General features: G+C 42.9%; 15 protein-coding genes and 1 pseudogene. 9 read left to right on the top strand and 7 right to left on the bottom strand.

All coding sequences use genetic code 11. The features are described from left to right. Window positions 1-292: 292 nt before the first annotated feature. From QM629_RS09000 to QM629_RS08985, 4 genes are all read left to right on the top strand, one after another. Window positions 293-448, top strand: a complete 156-nt coding sequence (locus QM629_RS09000) for a hypothetical protein (protein ID WP_415159349.1) — start codon at window positions 293-295, stop codon at window positions 446-448. A gap of 26 nt (window positions 449-474) precedes the next feature. After that, window positions 475-885: a hypothetical protein gene (locus QM629_RS08995; RefSeq protein WP_415159347.1), complete on the top strand. Its 411-nt coding sequence runs from the start codon at window positions 475-477 to the stop codon at window positions 883-885. Between the two features lie 183 nt (window positions 886-1,068). Further along, entirely contained in the window at window positions 1,069-1,929 is an 861-nt protein-coding gene (locus QM629_RS08990; protein WP_415159345.1) for a DUF6089 family protein, read from the top strand. 61 nt (window positions 1,930-1,990) lie between these two features. Beyond that, window positions 1,991-3,826, top strand: coding sequence for a UbiD family decarboxylase (locus tag QM629_RS08985; RefSeq protein WP_415159343.1), 1,836 nt, complete (start codon window positions 1,991-1,993; stop codon window positions 3,824-3,826). Between the two features lie 95 nt (window positions 3,827-3,921). On the opposite strand, the gene QM629_RS08980 is transcribed toward QM629_RS08985, so the two are convergent. Next, complete coding sequence (locus tag QM629_RS08980) at window positions 3,922-4,338, bottom strand: nucleoside-diphosphate kinase (protein ID WP_415159341.1); 417 nt, start codon at window positions 4,336-4,338, stop codon at window positions 3,922-3,924. 130 nt (window positions 4,339-4,468) lie between these two features. Here QM629_RS08980 and QM629_RS08975 point away from each other — a divergent pair, with 130 nt between their 5' ends. Continuing rightward, window positions 4,469-5,476 (top strand): DHH family phosphoesterase, encoded by a 1,008-nt coding sequence (locus QM629_RS08975; RefSeq protein WP_415159339.1) that lies wholly within the window; start codon window positions 4,469-4,471, stop codon window positions 5,474-5,476. Window positions 5,477-5,503: 27 nt separating this feature from the next. Continuing rightward, complete coding sequence (locus tag QM629_RS08970; RefSeq protein WP_415159337.1) at window positions 5,504-6,472, top strand: FKBP-type peptidyl-prolyl cis-trans isomerase; 969 nt, start codon at window positions 5,504-5,506, stop codon at window positions 6,470-6,472. 198 nt (window positions 6,473-6,670) lie between these two features. Here the strand turns inward: QM629_RS08970 and QM629_RS08965 are convergent. Then, a pseudogene (locus tag QM629_RS08965) lies at window positions 6,671-7,123 on the bottom strand (ExbD/TolR family protein); the annotation flags it as partial. A gap of 145 nt (window positions 7,124-7,268) precedes the next feature. Between QM629_RS08965 and QM629_RS08960 the strand changes: the two are divergent. The 3 genes from QM629_RS08960 to QM629_RS08950 all read left to right on the top strand — a co-directional run bounded on the left by QM629_RS08960 (window position 7,269) and on the right by QM629_RS08950 (window position 9,492). After that, on the top strand, window positions 7,269-7,895 hold the full coding sequence (locus tag QM629_RS08960) for a DUF4159 domain-containing protein (protein WP_415159335.1): 627 nt from the start codon (window positions 7,269-7,271) through the stop codon (window positions 7,893-7,895). A 49-nt stretch (window positions 7,896-7,944) separates the two neighbouring features. Continuing rightward, the gene (locus QM629_RS08955) at window positions 7,945-8,487 is read left to right on the top strand and encodes a lipocalin family protein (RefSeq protein WP_415159333.1); all 543 of its coding nucleotides are present in this window, start codon (window positions 7,945-7,947) and stop codon (window positions 8,485-8,487) included. Between the two features lie 420 nt (window positions 8,488-8,907). Next, window positions 8,908-9,492, top strand: coding sequence for a hypothetical protein (locus tag QM629_RS08950; RefSeq protein ID WP_415159331.1), 585 nt, complete (start codon window positions 8,908-8,910; stop codon window positions 9,490-9,492). A 17-nt stretch (window positions 9,493-9,509) separates the two neighbouring features. Here QM629_RS08950 and xth read toward each other — a convergent pair whose 3' ends face one another. The 5 genes from xth to QM629_RS08925 form a co-directional block, all read right to left on the bottom strand. Further along, on the bottom strand, window positions 9,510-10,286 hold the full coding sequence (gene xth / locus QM629_RS08945) for an exodeoxyribonuclease III (RefSeq protein ID WP_415159329.1): 777 nt from the start codon (window positions 10,284-10,286) through the stop codon (window positions 9,510-9,512). 194 nt (window positions 10,287-10,480) lie between these two features. Then, a complete protein-coding gene (locus QM629_RS08940; RefSeq protein WP_415159327.1) occupies window positions 10,481-11,314 on the bottom strand; it encodes a universal stress protein in 834 nt (277 codons plus the stop codon). Window positions 11,315-11,438: 124 nt separating this feature from the next. Next, on the bottom strand, window positions 11,439-13,016 hold the full coding sequence (locus QM629_RS08935; protein ID WP_415159325.1) for a DHA2 family efflux MFS transporter permease subunit: 1,578 nt from the start codon (window positions 13,014-13,016) through the stop codon (window positions 11,439-11,441). 57 nt (window positions 13,017-13,073) lie between these two features. Beyond that, window positions 13,074-14,177, bottom strand: coding sequence for an HlyD family secretion protein (locus QM629_RS08930; protein ID WP_415159323.1), 1,104 nt, complete (start codon window positions 14,175-14,177; stop codon window positions 13,074-13,076). 34 nt (window positions 14,178-14,211) lie between these two features. Further along, window positions 14,212-15,522 carry a TolC family protein gene (locus tag QM629_RS08925; protein WP_415159321.1) on the bottom strand — a complete coding sequence of 437 codons (1,311 nt, stop codon included), beginning with the start codon at window positions 15,520-15,522 and terminating at the stop codon, window positions 14,212-14,214. Between the last annotated feature and the right edge of the window lie 10 nt (window positions 15,523-15,532).

Below are 15,532 nucleotides of genomic sequence, written 5' to 3'. Positions count from 1 at the left end.
TTCCGGTCGGTGTCTCACCGACCGGAATGCCGCGTATGAAGCGAAAATGTAAGGTCGGCAATAAGCCCGGGTGACTTGTACTTTGACTAATTAACGATTGCACATTTTTATTCCGTGAGGAGTATAATATTGCTTCAGCGAAAGATAAAGGCGTGTATAATATAACGCACGATTCTGCCGACCTGTATAAATTCAAAGTGCCTTCGCTGCGCAACCTTGCCTATACAGCGCCCTACATGTATAACGGGCAGTTGTACCAGTTCAGATCATCATTCCGCAATACAGGTTTTATGTGCAGGATAACCCTAACCTTAATACATTGCTTATACATAATGGCAGGCGCGGTTTTGCAATGACGGATAAAGAAGCGGAGCAACTGGCTGCCTTTTTGCAAACATTAAACGACAGCAGTTTTGTAAAAGACCCGCTTTGGAAGAACCGGATGTAAAATACAAGGCCAATGTTTTTTAGAGCATGAAGAAAGACATAACCATCAGGAACAAAAGCATACAGGTATTATTTCACCAGTACAGTATTGGCATCGTTAGCAATGATCAATTACTTAAACTGGTAAAAGATTTGCCCGAAGATGCCACTGCAGAACTTATATCAGCCATAAAAAAAGAATTTAATGCCCAATACAATAAACCCTTTAATGTTTCAGACAACTCCATAACGGTTGAAATATGGGCGCATGTTTTTGCAGAACAATTTGCCTGCGCCATAAAACAGCTTACCACCATCAGGCTTGTAAACGATATTGCTCAAAAAATCAGCGCACATTGTAAAATAATTAATATTGGTGAAAGGGGACATGACAACAACCGGTTTGTATGGGATATGCTTTCAAATTTTAAGCCGGCAATAAGAAAACTGTTATTGTAATCCGCTCATGCAACCGTTTACCCAAATAAGCAAACGTATATTTATCCGGCATCAGATATTATTGGCAGTTTTCTTAATCCTGTTGATATTTGCAGCCATTTTAATTTTATCATTCTTTAGCAATATGCAGCTATATAAGGAATAATTTTTGTTATTGAGCGTTATTTACACATGAAAAACTCTATGTTAAGTGGGAAACAGATTGTTTGCACTGTTTTTTTCGCGTTGTTTTTAATCATTTCCAATTCATCGGTTGCCCAAAGTTTTGGTATATATGTTTCGCCGGGCATAATGAATTATGGTGGCGATTTGCAAAAGAAAGCATATACTTTCAGCCAGGCTGAGTTTGCCATAAGCGGCGGTTTGCTGTATAATTTTAATCATTTCACCATAAGAGGATCGCTTACCTATGGCAGGATACAGGGCAGCGATTCAACCGGCGGATACAAAGGCCGCAACCTGAGTTTTAAAAGCAAACTGGGAGAAGGCAACCTGATGCTTCAATATGACCTTTTTAAGCTTGATGAAAAAAAAATAACCCCGTATATTTTTGCAGGCGCCGGGCTTTTTTACTATAACCCTTATACTTTTTACAACGGAAAAAGGGTTTATTTAAGGCGCCTGGGTACAGAAGGCCAGGGGCTTTCCATATACCCGGATAGAAAACCTTATTCCCTTACACAATTTACAATACCGGTTGGCCTGGGCGTTAAATATAAAATTACAGATGCGTGGCAGGTAGCGCTGGAATTTTGCAGCCGTTTTTTATTTACAGATTATCTTGATGATGTAAGCACAACTTATCCCGATGAAACAGCCCTGCTGAATGGCAGGGGACAGCTTGCAGTGAATGTTTCTTTCAGGGGCGATGAACTTGACCCCGCAAAAACTTTCCCCGATGAAGGCAGCGCCCGCGGAAATGCTTCAAGAAACGACAATTATTATACTTCCGCCCTTTCTATCATTTACATATTCCCCAACAGCGACCTGTTTGGCGCAGGCAGGCATAAAAAAATGAAATCGCTCAAATGCCCCAAACTATAAAAATGCACCCTTGCGCTTAATGAACCATAAGCTGATGGTTATTTTATAGGTTTGCATCACCATGGCTTATACAACACTTGAAGACTGTATTAACGACCTCGAAAAAAATAGTCATTTAATAAGAATAAAAGAAGAAGTTGACCCCCATCTTGAAATGGCCGCTATTCACCTGAGGGTGCATGAGGCGGAGGGCCCGGCTTTATTATTTGAAAATGTAAAAGGATCAAAATTTCGCGCTGCTTCCAATATTTTCGGCACCATGGAAAGGAGCCGATTTATTTTCAGGAAACGCTTTGGGCCCATTCAGCAAATTATCAGCTTAAGAAATAACCCGCAGGCAATATTTAAACATCCTTTCCGTGCAGCAAAGAATAGTGTCAATGCTTTATCATCGCTTCCCAAAAAAATAAATACTTCGCATGTAATACGCAACGAAATAAAGATCACAGACCTTCCATTAATCCGGCATTGGCCAAAAGATGGCGGCGCTTTCATAACACTGCCGCAGGTTTATACAGAAGATATTACGAAGCCCGGCGTGCACCGGTCAAACTTGGGCATGTACCGCATTCAGCTTACAGGCAACAATTATATTTTGAATGAAGAGGCTGGATTGCATTACCAGATACACCGCGGCATTGGCGTGCATCAAACAAAAGCCAATGCAAAAGGCCTGCCTTTGAAAGTAAGCATATTCGTTGGCGGGCCGCCGGCACATACATTGGCGGCCGTAATGCCCTTACCCGAAGGCATGAGCGAGCTGATGTTTGCAGGCCTGCTTGGCGGCAGGCGTTTCAGGTATTTTTATAAAGATGGTTTTTGCATAAGCGCCGATGCAGACTTTATTATAACAGGCGAAGTGTTTCCGGGTGAGAATAAACCGGAAGGGCCTTTTGGCGATCATCTCGGTTATTATAGCTTAAGGCACGATTTTCCTGTAATGCATATAAGAAAACTGTATGCAAAAAATAAGGCGATATGGCCATTTACTGTGGTAGGCCGCCCACCGCAGGAAGACACGGCTTTTGGCAATTTGATCCACGAGCTTACAGGCAGTGCACTGGCAAAAGAGATACCCGGGCTGCAGCAGGTAAATGCAGTTGATGCGGCCGGCGTACACCCTTTATTGCTGGCTACAGGCAGCGAACGCTATACGCCATACAATAAAACAAAACAGCCTGCAGAAATACTTACCATCGCCAATCATATTTTGGGCACCGGCCAGTTAAGCCTGGCTAAATTTTTATTTATTACGGCCGATGATGAACGAAGGTTATCGCCCCAAAACATTCCTGCCTTTTTTGATTTTGTATTGAAGCGCATTAACCTTAAAAGGGATATTCATTTTTATACCAACACAACCATTGATACGCTTGATTATTCGGGCACAGGGCTTAACCAGGGCAGCAAGATTGTTTTTGCAGCTTATGGAGATGTATTGAGAGAATTATGCACATCCATTCCATTTGAATTTTCACAACTGCAAAATTTTGAAAATGCACAACTGGCATTGCCCGGCATTGTTTGCCTTCAAACAAAAAAATTCACCGATTATACAAATGCCGAAACGGAAATGCAGCAATTGAATGAACAGCTATGCAACACAGCAACAGCATTGCAGCAAACACCTTTTATTATTGTTTGCGATGATGCTTCCTTTATGGCAAACAGTTTACATAATTTTTTATGGGCCACCTTCACGCGCTGCAATCCTGCTTACGATATATACGGCATCAATAGTTTTTACAGCCATAAACACTGGGGCTGCGATGCAGTTGTATTAGACGCCCGCAGCAAGCCGCATCATGCGCCTGTATTGGAAAAAGATACTGTTGTTGAAAAGAATATTGAGCGGGTTTTTAATAAGGGGGGCAGCTTGTATAAGGCCTTGAAATAAAATTGGGGCTGACGAAGAATCGACGCCCCTTTTTTCAACCCTAAACCCTTAAAGTGCAAATGTAAGTATCTGCAACTATTAAAAACAAGTTTTATTTAAAATCTTTCTACTTGCGAGAAAAAGAAATTGCCTTCAATTACGGCATTTTCATCGCTGTCGCTGCCATGAACCGCATTTTCGCCCACAGAAGAAGCAAAATCTTTGCGTATGGTACCTTCTTCTGCCTGTGCAGGATTGGTAGCGCCAATTAATTTCCTGAAATCGGCAACCGCATTTTCTTTTTCAAGAACGGCAGCCACAATAGGGCCGCTGCTCATAAATTCAACCAGTTCGCCGTAAAAAGGCCTTTCTTTATGTACGGCGTAAAAGGCGCCGGCCTGTTCTTTGGTAAGTCTTGTCCACTTCATCGCTTTAATAGCAAAGCCGGCTTTAACAATCCGGTCGAGGATAGCGCCTGTGTATGATTTGCCCGTTGCATCGGGTTTTATCATAGTAAAAGTTATATTGCTCATAGTTTTAAACATTCGCCGCAAAGTTAAGTTATAGCCAATTGTTAAAATCAAAGCAAATTGTTATAGATAGGCTGCAAACGAAAAATCATTTGACCGTGTGCATATAAAGGCGCAATTTTGCCGCCTTTATATGCAGCCGATAGCGCATTTATATCCATTACTGGAAGATAAAAGGAATATTATAGTCACCATGCATCAGAAGCCTGATGGCGATGCAATGGGCGCTGCGCTTGCATTATTTCATTTCCTTAAAAAAATTGGCCATCATGTTACGGTCATCTCTCCTACCAACTGGGCAAAGTTTTTAAACTGGATGCCGGGTATAAAAGAGCTGATTGATTTTGAAGCGCAAACGGCAAAAGCAACCCTGCTGCTGGAAAATGCCGACATGTTGTTCTGCCTCGATTTTAACGCCATGCACCGCACCAAGAAAATGGAAACTCTGCTGCTGGGCATTAAATGCGTAAAGGCGCTGATTGACCATCACGAACAGCCGGCAGAAGAACATTTTGATTATGGCATAAGCAACATCACAAAAAGCTCTACCTGTGAAATGATATATGATTTTATAGTGCAATCGCCGTTTTCAGATAAACTCGACCTTGATATGGCTGCCTGCATTTATACCGGTATTATGACCGATACCGGCTCATTCCGCTTTGCCATTACTTCTGCCCAAACACACAGGGCAGTAGCGCACTTAAAAGAGCTGGGGTTGAATCACAGTATCATTCACGAAAATATTTATGATAATTTCCTGGAAAGCCGGCTGCGTTTTATAGGCAATGCCCTGCTTAACCGCCTTGATGTGCTGTATGAATACAATACGGCGGTAATGGCTGTTTCAAAATACGACCTGCAGAAATACCAGATACAAACCGGCGATACGGAAGGCCTGGTAAATTATTTGCTTACCATTGAAGGCATTAAGCTTGGCGCGTTGTTAATTGACAGGACGGAAGAACGCAAATGGAGCTTTAGGAGCAAGGGCGATTTTGACGTGAATGAACTGGCGCGCAATCATTTTGAAGGCGGCGGCCACAAAAATGCCGCAGGCGGCCGCAGTTCCGATACGCTGGAAGAAAGCCTTAAAAAATTTAAAGAAGTAATCAAACTATACGAAAAACAGTTGGCATAAAAATCTGTATAAAACAAAAACAAAAAAATGAAAAGAACATTCATAGCCGCACTGCTTGCAATAAGTTTCGCCGCCTGCAGTATAAATTATGAAAAAGCGCCTTCAGGCTTAACCTACAAAATATTCAAGGGAAACGGAACGCAAAAGCCCAAAGCCGGTGAATTTATAAAATTCAATGTGGAATTCAGGCTGATGGACCGCGATTCGGTTTTAAAAAGCACATTCGGCAGCCTGCCCGGATATGGCCCGGTAGATACCAGCAAGCGGGCACAATATAGCTTTATGGAAATTATACCGCTCATGAACGTGGGCGACAGCGCCGTGGTGAGCATGAGCATTGACTCCCTGAAAAATAAAGGAATGATACAGGGGTATGACCCCCTGTTTGTAAAAGGCCAGGTTATGCTTGCAAAGGTTAAGCTGCTGCAGGTGTTTAAGAAAGAGGGAGACGTGGAAGCCGATTATAAAAAATCGCTGGACGATGAAAAAGGCAATGAGGAAAAAGCCATAGAAGCCTACCTCGCCAAACACAACCTGAAAGGAGAAAAAGGGAAGAACGGCACTTATGTGGTGGTGGAAGATGCAGGCGACCCCGCTTTGAAAGCAGATTCCGGAAAGAAAGTTTCTGTTATGTACCGTGGCTCCCTGCTTACAAACGGCTATGTATTCGATACCAATATGGACACTACCAAAGGGCATACCGCACCGCTTGATTTTGTAGTGGACGCTCCGGGAATGATACCGGGCTTCAGCGATGGCATTACTTTCTTTGGCAAAGGCGGAAAGGGCAAATTATTTATACCCGCCATGCTGGGTTATGGCCCGCAGGCGCAGGGCAAAGAAATCCCGGCTTTTTCAAATCTTATTTTTGATATTGAAGTAAAAGATGTAACAGACGCCCCGCCACCCCAGCCGGTTAACCCCAAGGTGCAGCAAATGCAGCAGCAAATGCAAAAAATGCATCAACAAAAGCAAGACAGCACAAAGAAAAAATAAGCATGCCCAAACATTTGGCAAAGCAAAAAAGCAACGCAATTTCGGCGTTGCTTTTTTGCTTGGGAAAGGGGTTTATAAATTTTAAGATACAGAGTTTGCACAGGTTTATTTCATTCGTGCATATTTGTTTTTTCAGTTGTCTCATGGAACCTCGCTATGCACATTCCCCTGTGTGAGAAAAAATTATCATGCTCGGTTTCATTCTATTGCTTTTAATTCAGCTTCACCTGCATCCACCAGCATATAGGTTTTTATATTACAGATAAGCATTTCATCAAGCGCATGCACCACATCTGAACAGGTAGCCGCCGGCGTTGGCTTTATTAAAACTACCATGCCCGTATCTGATCCGTAAACCTTTTTTATAGCAGCTTTCTTTTCAAGAATGGCATGGCGCAGTGCGGTGGCGCTGCTGCCGGCATTCGTTTCAGCCGCAAGCGCTGTACCGCTATAAACATGCACATTATTATTTGCGCCCAGTAAAATATTCAGCGTTTTGTTTTCAGGAATTAAAGAAGGCCTGGCAGGTTTTGTATTATCGGGCAAAACCAGCTTCATGGATGTTGATTGCTGAATAGTTGTAGTAAAAACAAAGAAAGCTATCAGCAAAAAAACCAGGTCAACCATTGGTGTAAGGTCAACGCGCAGGGAGTTTTTTTTGTTCTGAAAACACCGGCATTATGCCGGTGCTGAACGGGTGAAATATCGGCCATAAAGGTTTTATAAATGAGATAAGGTTTCGCCAACTTTCCATAATAAAAAGCGGCGCTTGTTTTTTTATTTGTATAATTGAGCAATGCATAACGCTGCGTTCACATTTGTAAGATTAAAATACCGCTCCGGCGACTGGGATACAGACCAGCGCATGCCGGCCAATATACTTAACTCGTTGCTGGAATACACCACCATCCCGGTTAATATGACGGAGAAAGTGGTTGAGCTTTCCGGTGATGAGCTGTTTCAATATCCTTTTTGCTATATCAGCGGGCATAAGCTGGTACAATTTGATAAAAAGGAAGCCGAAAATTTTAAGCAATACATTGAGAATGGCGGTTTTGTTTTTGCAGACGATTGCAATCACGATATTGACGGGCTGTTTGCCAAATCTTTTGAAACCCAGGTAAACAGCCTGTTTGGAAAAGACGCGTTAAAAAAAATCCCCAATACCCATGAAATTTATCATTCATTTTTTTCATTTGAAAAAGGGCCGCCATCTACATCATTTGAACTGAACGGATGGGGCGACGACCTGGTACATGACTACCTGAAGGCAATTGAAATAAATGGCCGCATCGGCTTATTATACAGCAATAAGGACTATGGCTGCGAATGGGATTATGACTACCGGAATAAACGCTTCCTGGCTGAAGACAATACAAAATTTGGCGTGAATATTATTATGTATGCCATGAACCTAACCTGAAAAAGTATGGAGTGATATATGATTATGTATTGAATTAATTTAAGCCATTATGAAACAAAAGAAGTGTTTAATTGCAGCAGGCGCTGCATTGACAATGGCGGGGATCGCTTATATAATCCTGCACCCTAAGAAAACAACTCCCAAAGGCCTTAATGCAGTAACCGGTTTCAATAAAAAAAAGTATTTGGGCCGGTGGTACGAAATAACAAGGCTTGAATGCAGCCGGGAAAAAAACCTGCAGCATATTACAGCAGAATATTCATTGAATAAAGATGGCTCTGTAAAGGTGGTGAACAGGGGCTATAACTTTAAAAAGCATAAGATGGAAAAAATGGTAGGCAGAGCCCGGTTTACCGGCGATGAAAATATAGCTCATTTAAAGGTTTCTTTCGGCCTGGTGCATGCAGGCTATAATATTATCGCTATTGATAAAGACTATAAATATGCGCTCGTGGCAGGAGATAGCTTCAATTGTTTATGGCTGCTTTCCAGGGAAAAAATAATGCCGGAAAATATTACGAGCGAATATTTGCAGATTGCACAACAGGCAGGCTTTAGCATTGAAGACCTGGTATGGGTGCGACAAAAATGAGAGAGGTGCGCTAACCTCTCCGTGCATGCAATTGATAACAGATAGATCACCGCACATCCCCCAGAGCAGACGCATTAAAATTTTAAATGTATAAAAAGAGGCGTAGCCTCGAAAAAATATTGTAAAAACGGGTTTCAACCCGTTTCAAACCACCAAAATGTTGTTGAACCATCGGCTCGTTACATTATGCATCCCCGAATAGTCGGGGCAGGCTGTGCCGTTGGCACTCACCTCTATCGAAATTCATCTATAACCGTGCTAAAGCACGGCTTTACAAAATTGAATCGGGCCGATGGCGTCATAAGAATTTTAATGCGCCTGCCCTAGCAAACCCCCTAAATTATTTTACAGATAGCCTATCATTGTTTATTTTACAACCCCTGATGACAACTAATTAAAACAATTATAAAAACACAACCAATGAAAAAATCAATCGCACTTGCAGCCATTGCACTATTTGTTTTTGCAGATAGCCTTAAAGCACAAAAGATCAGGTTAATACAAGGCAGCATAGATGCCGTAAAAGCCGAAACAGCCATAAACTTTGAATACACCTACGACAGTATGCGCGTAGGCAAGTTTGATAAAGAAGCTGATTACATAGCTAAAAAAACAGAGGAGTACAATAATAAAGAAGCCGGCCGTGGCGACAGATGGGCAAAGGCATGGGTTGATGACAGGCAAAGCCGTTTTGAGCCAAAGTTTGAAACGCTTTTTACAGAATACAGTAATAAAACCAATAGCAAAAGCGCCAAATATACAATGGTATTTAAAACCATTTTTACAGAACCGGGGTTTAATGTGGGCGTAGCGCGAAAAAATGCGCAGATAGATGCCATTGTACTGCTTGTTGAAACGGCAAACCAGGGTAATGTAATTGCAAAGATCACTGTTGACAATGCATTGGGCAGAACTTTTGGCGGCTACGATTTTGATACTGGTGGCAGGATTGCGGAAGCCTATGCCGATGCAGGAAAAGCATTGGGCAAATATTTAAAGCAATAAAGTTCTTTGGGCAGAACCTATTCATTCTGCAGTTCAATCCACACAGGTGCATGATCGCTTGTTTTCTCCCAGCCGCGCACAAACCTGTCAACGCCGGCTGCAACAAGATCTTTTGAAACATCAGGGCTTAGTAAAAAATGATCTATGCGCAGGCCTGCATTGCGGCCATAAGCATTGCGGAAATAATCCCAGAAAGTGTAAATAACTTCATTGGGATATAATTTGCGGATGGCATCCGTCCAACCCTGGTCAAGCAATTTATGAAAAGCGGCCCTTGTTTCCGGCCTGAACAATGCATCCTCCACCCAGCGTTCCGGCTTATATACATCAAGCGCTGTGGGCATTACATTGTAATCGCCGGTTAATATAACACGCTCACCGCTCCGGTATAATTCAGCAGCATGTTGTGTTAAACGCTCAAACCATTTCAGTTTATAATCAAATTTTGGCCCTGGCGCCGGGTTGCCGTTAGGCAGATAAAGGCATCCAATGGTTAGGTCACTTATCCTGGCTTCCATATAACGGCTATGCAAATCTTCCGGGTCTCCCGGCAATACGCGGCGTATTTCCTGCGGCGCTTCTCCGCGCGATAAAATGGCTACCCCATTCCAGCTTTTCTGACCATGCCATATTGCTTTGTAGCCGGCATTTTCTATATCCTGCAAAGGAAATTTTTCCTGCGGCGCTTTTAGCTCCTGCAGGCAAACGATATCCGGCATTGATTCTTCCAGCCATTTTAGTAAAACCGGCAGGCGGCCATTCACACCATTTACATTATAGGTTGCAATCTTCATATTAAAATATTGTTTGTAAATGTAGTGCAATGTAAAGTATAAGCTGGCAGGTTGGCCGGCAGGAGTGTAGAAGGTTTACATGTTTACGGATTCGCCTGTTCACGGGTTGTTTAATAATAAGTGCGTAACCAGGAAGGACGGGGAATAAAACAGAACCTGTGAACCCCGCGAAAACCCGTGAACTTCAGGAACGTTTATATAAATTCTCTTTCCTGTTTTAATGACAAAACAGGGAGGTGATTTAAATTTACAATACCCTTTGTATGGTCCTGCTGAAAAACCTTATGCCACAGGCCATGCCGTGCAGGTATTACAAGCAGCATATCTATATTTTCCTCTGCCGTAAACTTATCAATAGCGGAAAATATGTTTTTGAATTCGGGCTCGAAATAAACGGGTGATACTTCAGCAAGGTTATCCTGTACAGCTTTCTTATAGCCTAAAGCTGCTTCATCAATTATTTCATTGGGCGACACAACGCTGATGACATATAACTGCGCCTTTGTAAAATGTATAAGGCGTTTTATCATGGCTGCCGGCATTTGCAGATTCCTCCGGTAATAGTTAACCGCAAATGCAATTTTCTGTACCGGCCTGTAACTTATGGTTGACGGAACAACCAAAACAGGAATATAAAGATCAATAAAAGCATCCACTATATTCGCGTCCCATGCAAGCAATTCATTGTAGCGGCCATCGGCGCCCATAATAATTAAAGATGCGTTTTCCTGCTTTGCCTTTATATACAGCTCATCAATAAAAACGCCTGTAACCATTTCTGCCTGTATGTTTATTTCCGGGTAATTATTCTTTACCCATTCGTATTCCTGCTGCAGTTTCCTTTCATCATTTAAAAGCGTTTCGCTCATGGCCGCTACCGCAATGGCATCGCCGGTTAAAGATGCAGGAAAGCTAAAAATATTCAGCAATAAAACACTTGTTTCCTGGTTGTGTAAAAACCTGCATGCATATTCCAATGCATTGCGTGATGATGCGGAAAAATTAGTAACTACTATAATCTTTGCCATAAAGCCTCTCCCCCAACCCCCCTCTCCAAAGGGAAGGGGGCAGGAAGAACATTTTAAAAGTTTATAAATTTTTTCACCTTCGAAATTTCAAAGGTCCTCCCTTCGGGAGGATTTAGGTGGGCCGCTAATGCCCGGCATCTGCCATGCTCATTTTAGTTTTTGCATTTTTTATAAATACCAGAACTATCGGCACAAATACAAGAAACATTACACCTATGTACAGGAATATATCCATATAAGAAAGAATGGTGGCCTGTATGGTAACAGAACCATCAAGCATTTTATGGGCAGTGCCTAACGCAATATTTGGAGGCATTCCCTTGGCCTGCATGCCTGCAGCCAATGCCTGTACCCTCGATTGTACGGCAGGGTCATAAATATTAAGATTATCTACAAGGTTGCCCCTGTGGTGAACGATATCCCTCGTTAAATAAGTTGATATCAGCGCCACGCCGAATGAACCGCCCAACTGGCGCAGCATGCCCGAAAACGCAGCGCCCTGGCCTATTTCAGGGCCTTTTAATGTTGAGAGCGCCATTGTGGAAATAGGTACAGATAACAATCCCAAACCTACGCCACGCACCATTAATGGCCAGAAGAAATCTTCGCCGGCTGTATGCGGCGTCATTATTTTATAAGTCATTAAACTGTAAATAAAGAAGATGCCCATACCTGATGCTATCAGTAATTTTTGCGGCACGCCACGTTGTATCAGCTGCCCGATGATAGGCATCATAAATGCTACCGTTAATGTACTGGGTATCATCAGCAGGCCCGATTGCGTGGCATCCCATCCCAAAATACTTTGTGTATATAAAGGAATGATAAACGTAGAGCCAAACAGGCCAAACCCCTGCACAAACGATAGTATAACACCCATTCTTAAATTGGAGTTTCGCAGCACCCTTAATTCAACAATAGGGTATTTATATACTAACTGCCGCCATATAAAGCCATAAAATGCAAAGAAGGATACAACGGTTAATACAATAATAAGCCTGCTGTTGAACCAGTCATCTTCCTGGCCTTTTTCCAGGATGTATTGCAATGAGCCAACTGCCGCAGTTAAAAGAAAAATACCCAGCCAGTCCACTTCGCTGGCCTGCCGTTTTTCAGCATATTTAGGGCTTCTTACAAACTGCAACGTGAGCAATGCAGCTACAATACCAACAGGAATATTGATGTAGAAGATATAAGGCCATGCATAATGGTCAACAATATAACCGCCTAGCGGCGGGCCAAGTGTCGGGCCGATAATTACGCCCAATACATATATAGCCTGCGCCATAGCCCTTTTTTCAGGCGGATAACTTTCGGTGATGATGGTTTGTGATGTTACCAGCAAAGCGCCGCCGCCGAGGCCTTGTATAAAACGGAATACCACCAGCTCGCCAATGCCCGATGCGTTGCCGCATAAAAAAGAGGCGACTGTAAATATGATGATGGATGCGGCGAAGTAATTTCTTCTTCCAAACTGTTGCGACAGCCAGCTTGTCATTGGTACGATAATAACGTTGGCGATAGAGTAAGCGGTGATCACCCAGCTTACTTCGCTCAGCGTGGCGCCAAGGCTGCCGCGCATATCGTTCAGTGCAACGTTAACAATGGTGGTATCAATAATTTCAAGCAATGCGCAAAACACAGCCGTTATCGTTATAATAACCCGGCGCGAACCATATTCAACCAATGATTGTTGTTCCATTTATAAGCTTTTAGCTTTCGGCCATCAGCTATTAGCTAATAGCTATCAGCTTATTTATTAATTCAAATGCACATCCACATTCACATTCATGCCTGCCTTCAACTGGTTCACCAGTGAATCCTGCAGGTTGGTAAACTCAATCCGCACCGGTAAACGCTGTACCGTTTTTACAAAGTTTCCGCTGGCATTATCAGGCGGCAACAGTGCAAAGCGCGAACCTGTTGCAGGAGAAAAAGAGGCCAGCTTTGCTTCAAATTCATGGCCGGGAAATGCATCTGCTTCAACTATTACTTTTTGCCCAATCTTAAGCTCATCAAACTGGGTTTCTTTAAAATTAGCCACTACCCAAATATCATTATCCTGCACAATGCTGAAGGTGGCCTGGCCTGTGCCAAGAAACTGGCCTTCCTGCACATTCACTTTTGATGCGATGCCATCTGCCGGCGCTGTAATTACCGTGTAAGAAAGATTGAGCTTTGCTTCATCCACTTCCACCCTGCGCTGTTCTATGGATGCCTCGGCTATGCCCACCTGTGTAGAGGTAGCGCTGCTTTGTGAAGTAACAGCACTTGTTTGCCTGGCAGCCTGCGCTTTTTGCTGCTGCAATACCAGCAATTGCTTTTCTGCTGTTTCTTTTGCAGCCTGCGCCTGCTCATATTGCTGTTGTGTTATGGAATGATCTTTTATCAGATTGGCATAGCGGTTATAGTCCTGCGTGGTACGCCATACATTTACCTGTGCTGCTTCTATCTGTGCGTCAATAGCGCCCACTGCAGCCTGCGAAGTAGCAATGTTTGCCCTTGCAGCATGTGTGCTTGCTTCAGCCGAGCTGCGGTTTCTTTCCGCAGTAGCCAAAGCAGCTTCTGCCTGTTCTACGCGCAGCTTAAAGTCGCGGCTATCGAGCACAAGCAACGTATCGCCTTTCTTTACACGCTGGTTATCTTTTACACGCACTTCGGCTACATAGCCTGAAATTTTTGGTATTACCGGATTGAGGTGCGCCTCCACCTGGGCATCATCGGTTTCTTCGTGGTGCAATGAATGTATGTATTTGCTGACCCCGAACGCACCGCCTGCAATCACCAATAATATAAGCACGATCAAAAACGATTTGCTTCTTTTCTTTGGAGCAGCGTTGCTGCCTGTTTCCTGTGTTGCCATAATTATATTAGTCTTGAATAGTTGATTGAAAGTTTTATTTAAGCATCCCGGCCGTTTGCTGCAGTGTATAATAATCGAGCGCAGCATCCGCTTTTGAAACCTCCAGATTAAGACTGGCCTGCAACTGCTCAACATTTGCATCCAGCAAATCGGTTAATAAAAGCAGGTTGTTATCATATTTGTTTTTACTGATGCGGTAATTTTCATTTGCCTGTATTACCGCTTTATTGTTTACTTCTATTTTCTTTATATCGGTTAAATAAGTTTGATATGCCTGGTTAATGGCAAGATGAATATTATCTGTCATCATATCCTTATTTATCTGCAGTTGCTGCGCCCTTGCTTCTGCCTGCTGTACTTTTGATTTTGTTTTCCATAAAGAACCAATATCATACTTCACACCAACACCAAACGTAACAGCGTTGGTTATGGTTAATAGTTTTGGAACATTCGCAGCCACATAACCACCCGTTAAACCAATACTTGGATAGTAATCGCCTTTGGCAACTTTAACTGCTGCGCCTGCCGCTTTGTTTCTGTAAGTTAAAGCCTGCATATCGTTGCGGCCTGTGTCGGCAGATTGCTCATACATTTCAATTGTTTGCAATTGCCCGGACGTTGTTATGCTTGCAGGATCAGGAACCAGTTTGGTTGATTCGGGAAGGCCAAGTAATATGTTCATGTTAACCGTAGCAAGCTGAATGCTGTTCTGTGCGTCCACGAGCGCCAGCTCGAAATTAGACGTTTGCAGTTGCGCCCTTAACATATCGTTCCTTGCAAGCAAACCATTTCTTTCAAGGCTGGCAAAATTGCTGTCGCGCAACCTGGATTGTTCAAGGTTTTCCTCCACCACTTTTGCCGAAACGCTGGCTTTATATAAATTGATATAAGCGGCAATTATGTTGAGCGTTACTGCTTCTTTATCCTGTTCGGCATCAAGCCTTGTTGCCTGCTCCAGGTATTTGGCGGATTCAATGCCATATTTAATTTTTGAACCCGCATAAATGGGCAGTGAAACATTGGCCGAACCATACAAGGCCTGTGAAACAGTGGGTGAGGAAAAACTGCTGCTATCGCTGCCTGTTTTTAATTTAATAGTTGGTTTGGTTAACCTTAAATAAGAGCCGCTTATGCTGGCATCGGGCAGCCTTGCCTCCGTTGCCTGTTTGGTGGCAGCTACGGCCTCATCTATTTTTGCCTGGCTTAATTTTAGTTGTTTGCTGTTTTTAATACCCAGTTCAATAGCTTCATTTAAGGTAAGCGCTTTGCTTTCCTGTGCGCCTGCCCTTACAAAGCAAAATAAACCAAGAATTAAAATATACAATACAGTGCTTTTATGCTTCATATACTTTATT

This window comes from Parafilimonas sp., assembly GCF_047606085.1.
GTDB lineage: Bacteria > Bacteroidota > Bacteroidia > Chitinophagales > Chitinophagaceae > Parafilimonas.
The sequence above is the reverse complement of the archived record's forward strand: the minus strand, read 5'-3'. Positions and strand labels throughout refer to the sequence as shown.

Excerpts from the sequence above, each read along its gene's own strand:
- QM629_RS08995 (WP_415159347.1), top strand. The coding sequence starts at position 475 with ATGAAGAAAGACATAACCATCAGGAACAAAAGCATACAGGTATTATTT.
- QM629_RS08990 (WP_415159345.1), top strand. The coding sequence starts at position 1,069 with ATGTTAAGTGGGAAACAGATTGTTTGCACTGTTTTTTTCGCGTTGTTT.
- QM629_RS08985 (WP_415159343.1), top strand. The coding sequence starts at position 1,991 with ATGGCTTATACAACACTTGAAGACTGTATTAACGACCTCGAAAAAAAT.
- QM629_RS08980 (WP_415159341.1), bottom strand. The coding sequence starts at position 4,338 with ATGAGCAATATAACTTTTACTATGATAAAACCCGATGCAACGGGCAAA.
- QM629_RS08975 (WP_415159339.1), top strand. The coding sequence starts at position 4,469 with ATGCAGCCGATAGCGCATTTATATCCATTACTGGAAGATAAAAGGAAT.
- QM629_RS08970 (WP_415159337.1), top strand. The coding sequence starts at position 5,504 with ATGAAAAGAACATTCATAGCCGCACTGCTTGCAATAAGTTTCGCCGCC.
- QM629_RS08960 (WP_415159335.1), top strand. The coding sequence starts at position 7,269 with ATGCATAACGCTGCGTTCACATTTGTAAGATTAAAATACCGCTCCGGC.
- QM629_RS08955 (WP_415159333.1), top strand. The coding sequence starts at position 7,945 with ATGAAACAAAAGAAGTGTTTAATTGCAGCAGGCGCTGCATTGACAATG.
- QM629_RS08950 (WP_415159331.1), top strand. The coding sequence starts at position 8,908 with ATGAAAAAATCAATCGCACTTGCAGCCATTGCACTATTTGTTTTTGCA.
- xth (WP_415159329.1), bottom strand. The coding sequence starts at position 10,286 with ATGAAGATTGCAACCTATAATGTAAATGGTGTGAATGGCCGCCTGCCG.
- QM629_RS08940 (WP_415159327.1), bottom strand. The coding sequence starts at position 11,314 with ATGGCAAAGATTATAGTAGTTACTAATTTTTCCGCATCATCACGCAAT.
- QM629_RS08935 (WP_415159325.1), bottom strand. The coding sequence starts at position 13,016 with ATGGAACAACAATCATTGGTTGAATATGGTTCGCGCCGGGTTATTATA.
- QM629_RS08930 (WP_415159323.1), bottom strand. The coding sequence starts at position 14,177 with ATGGCAACACAGGAAACAGGCAGCAACGCTGCTCCAAAGAAAAGAAGC.
- QM629_RS08925 (WP_415159321.1), bottom strand. The coding sequence starts at position 15,522 with ATGAAGCATAAAAGCACTGTATTGTATATTTTAATTCTTGGTTTATTT.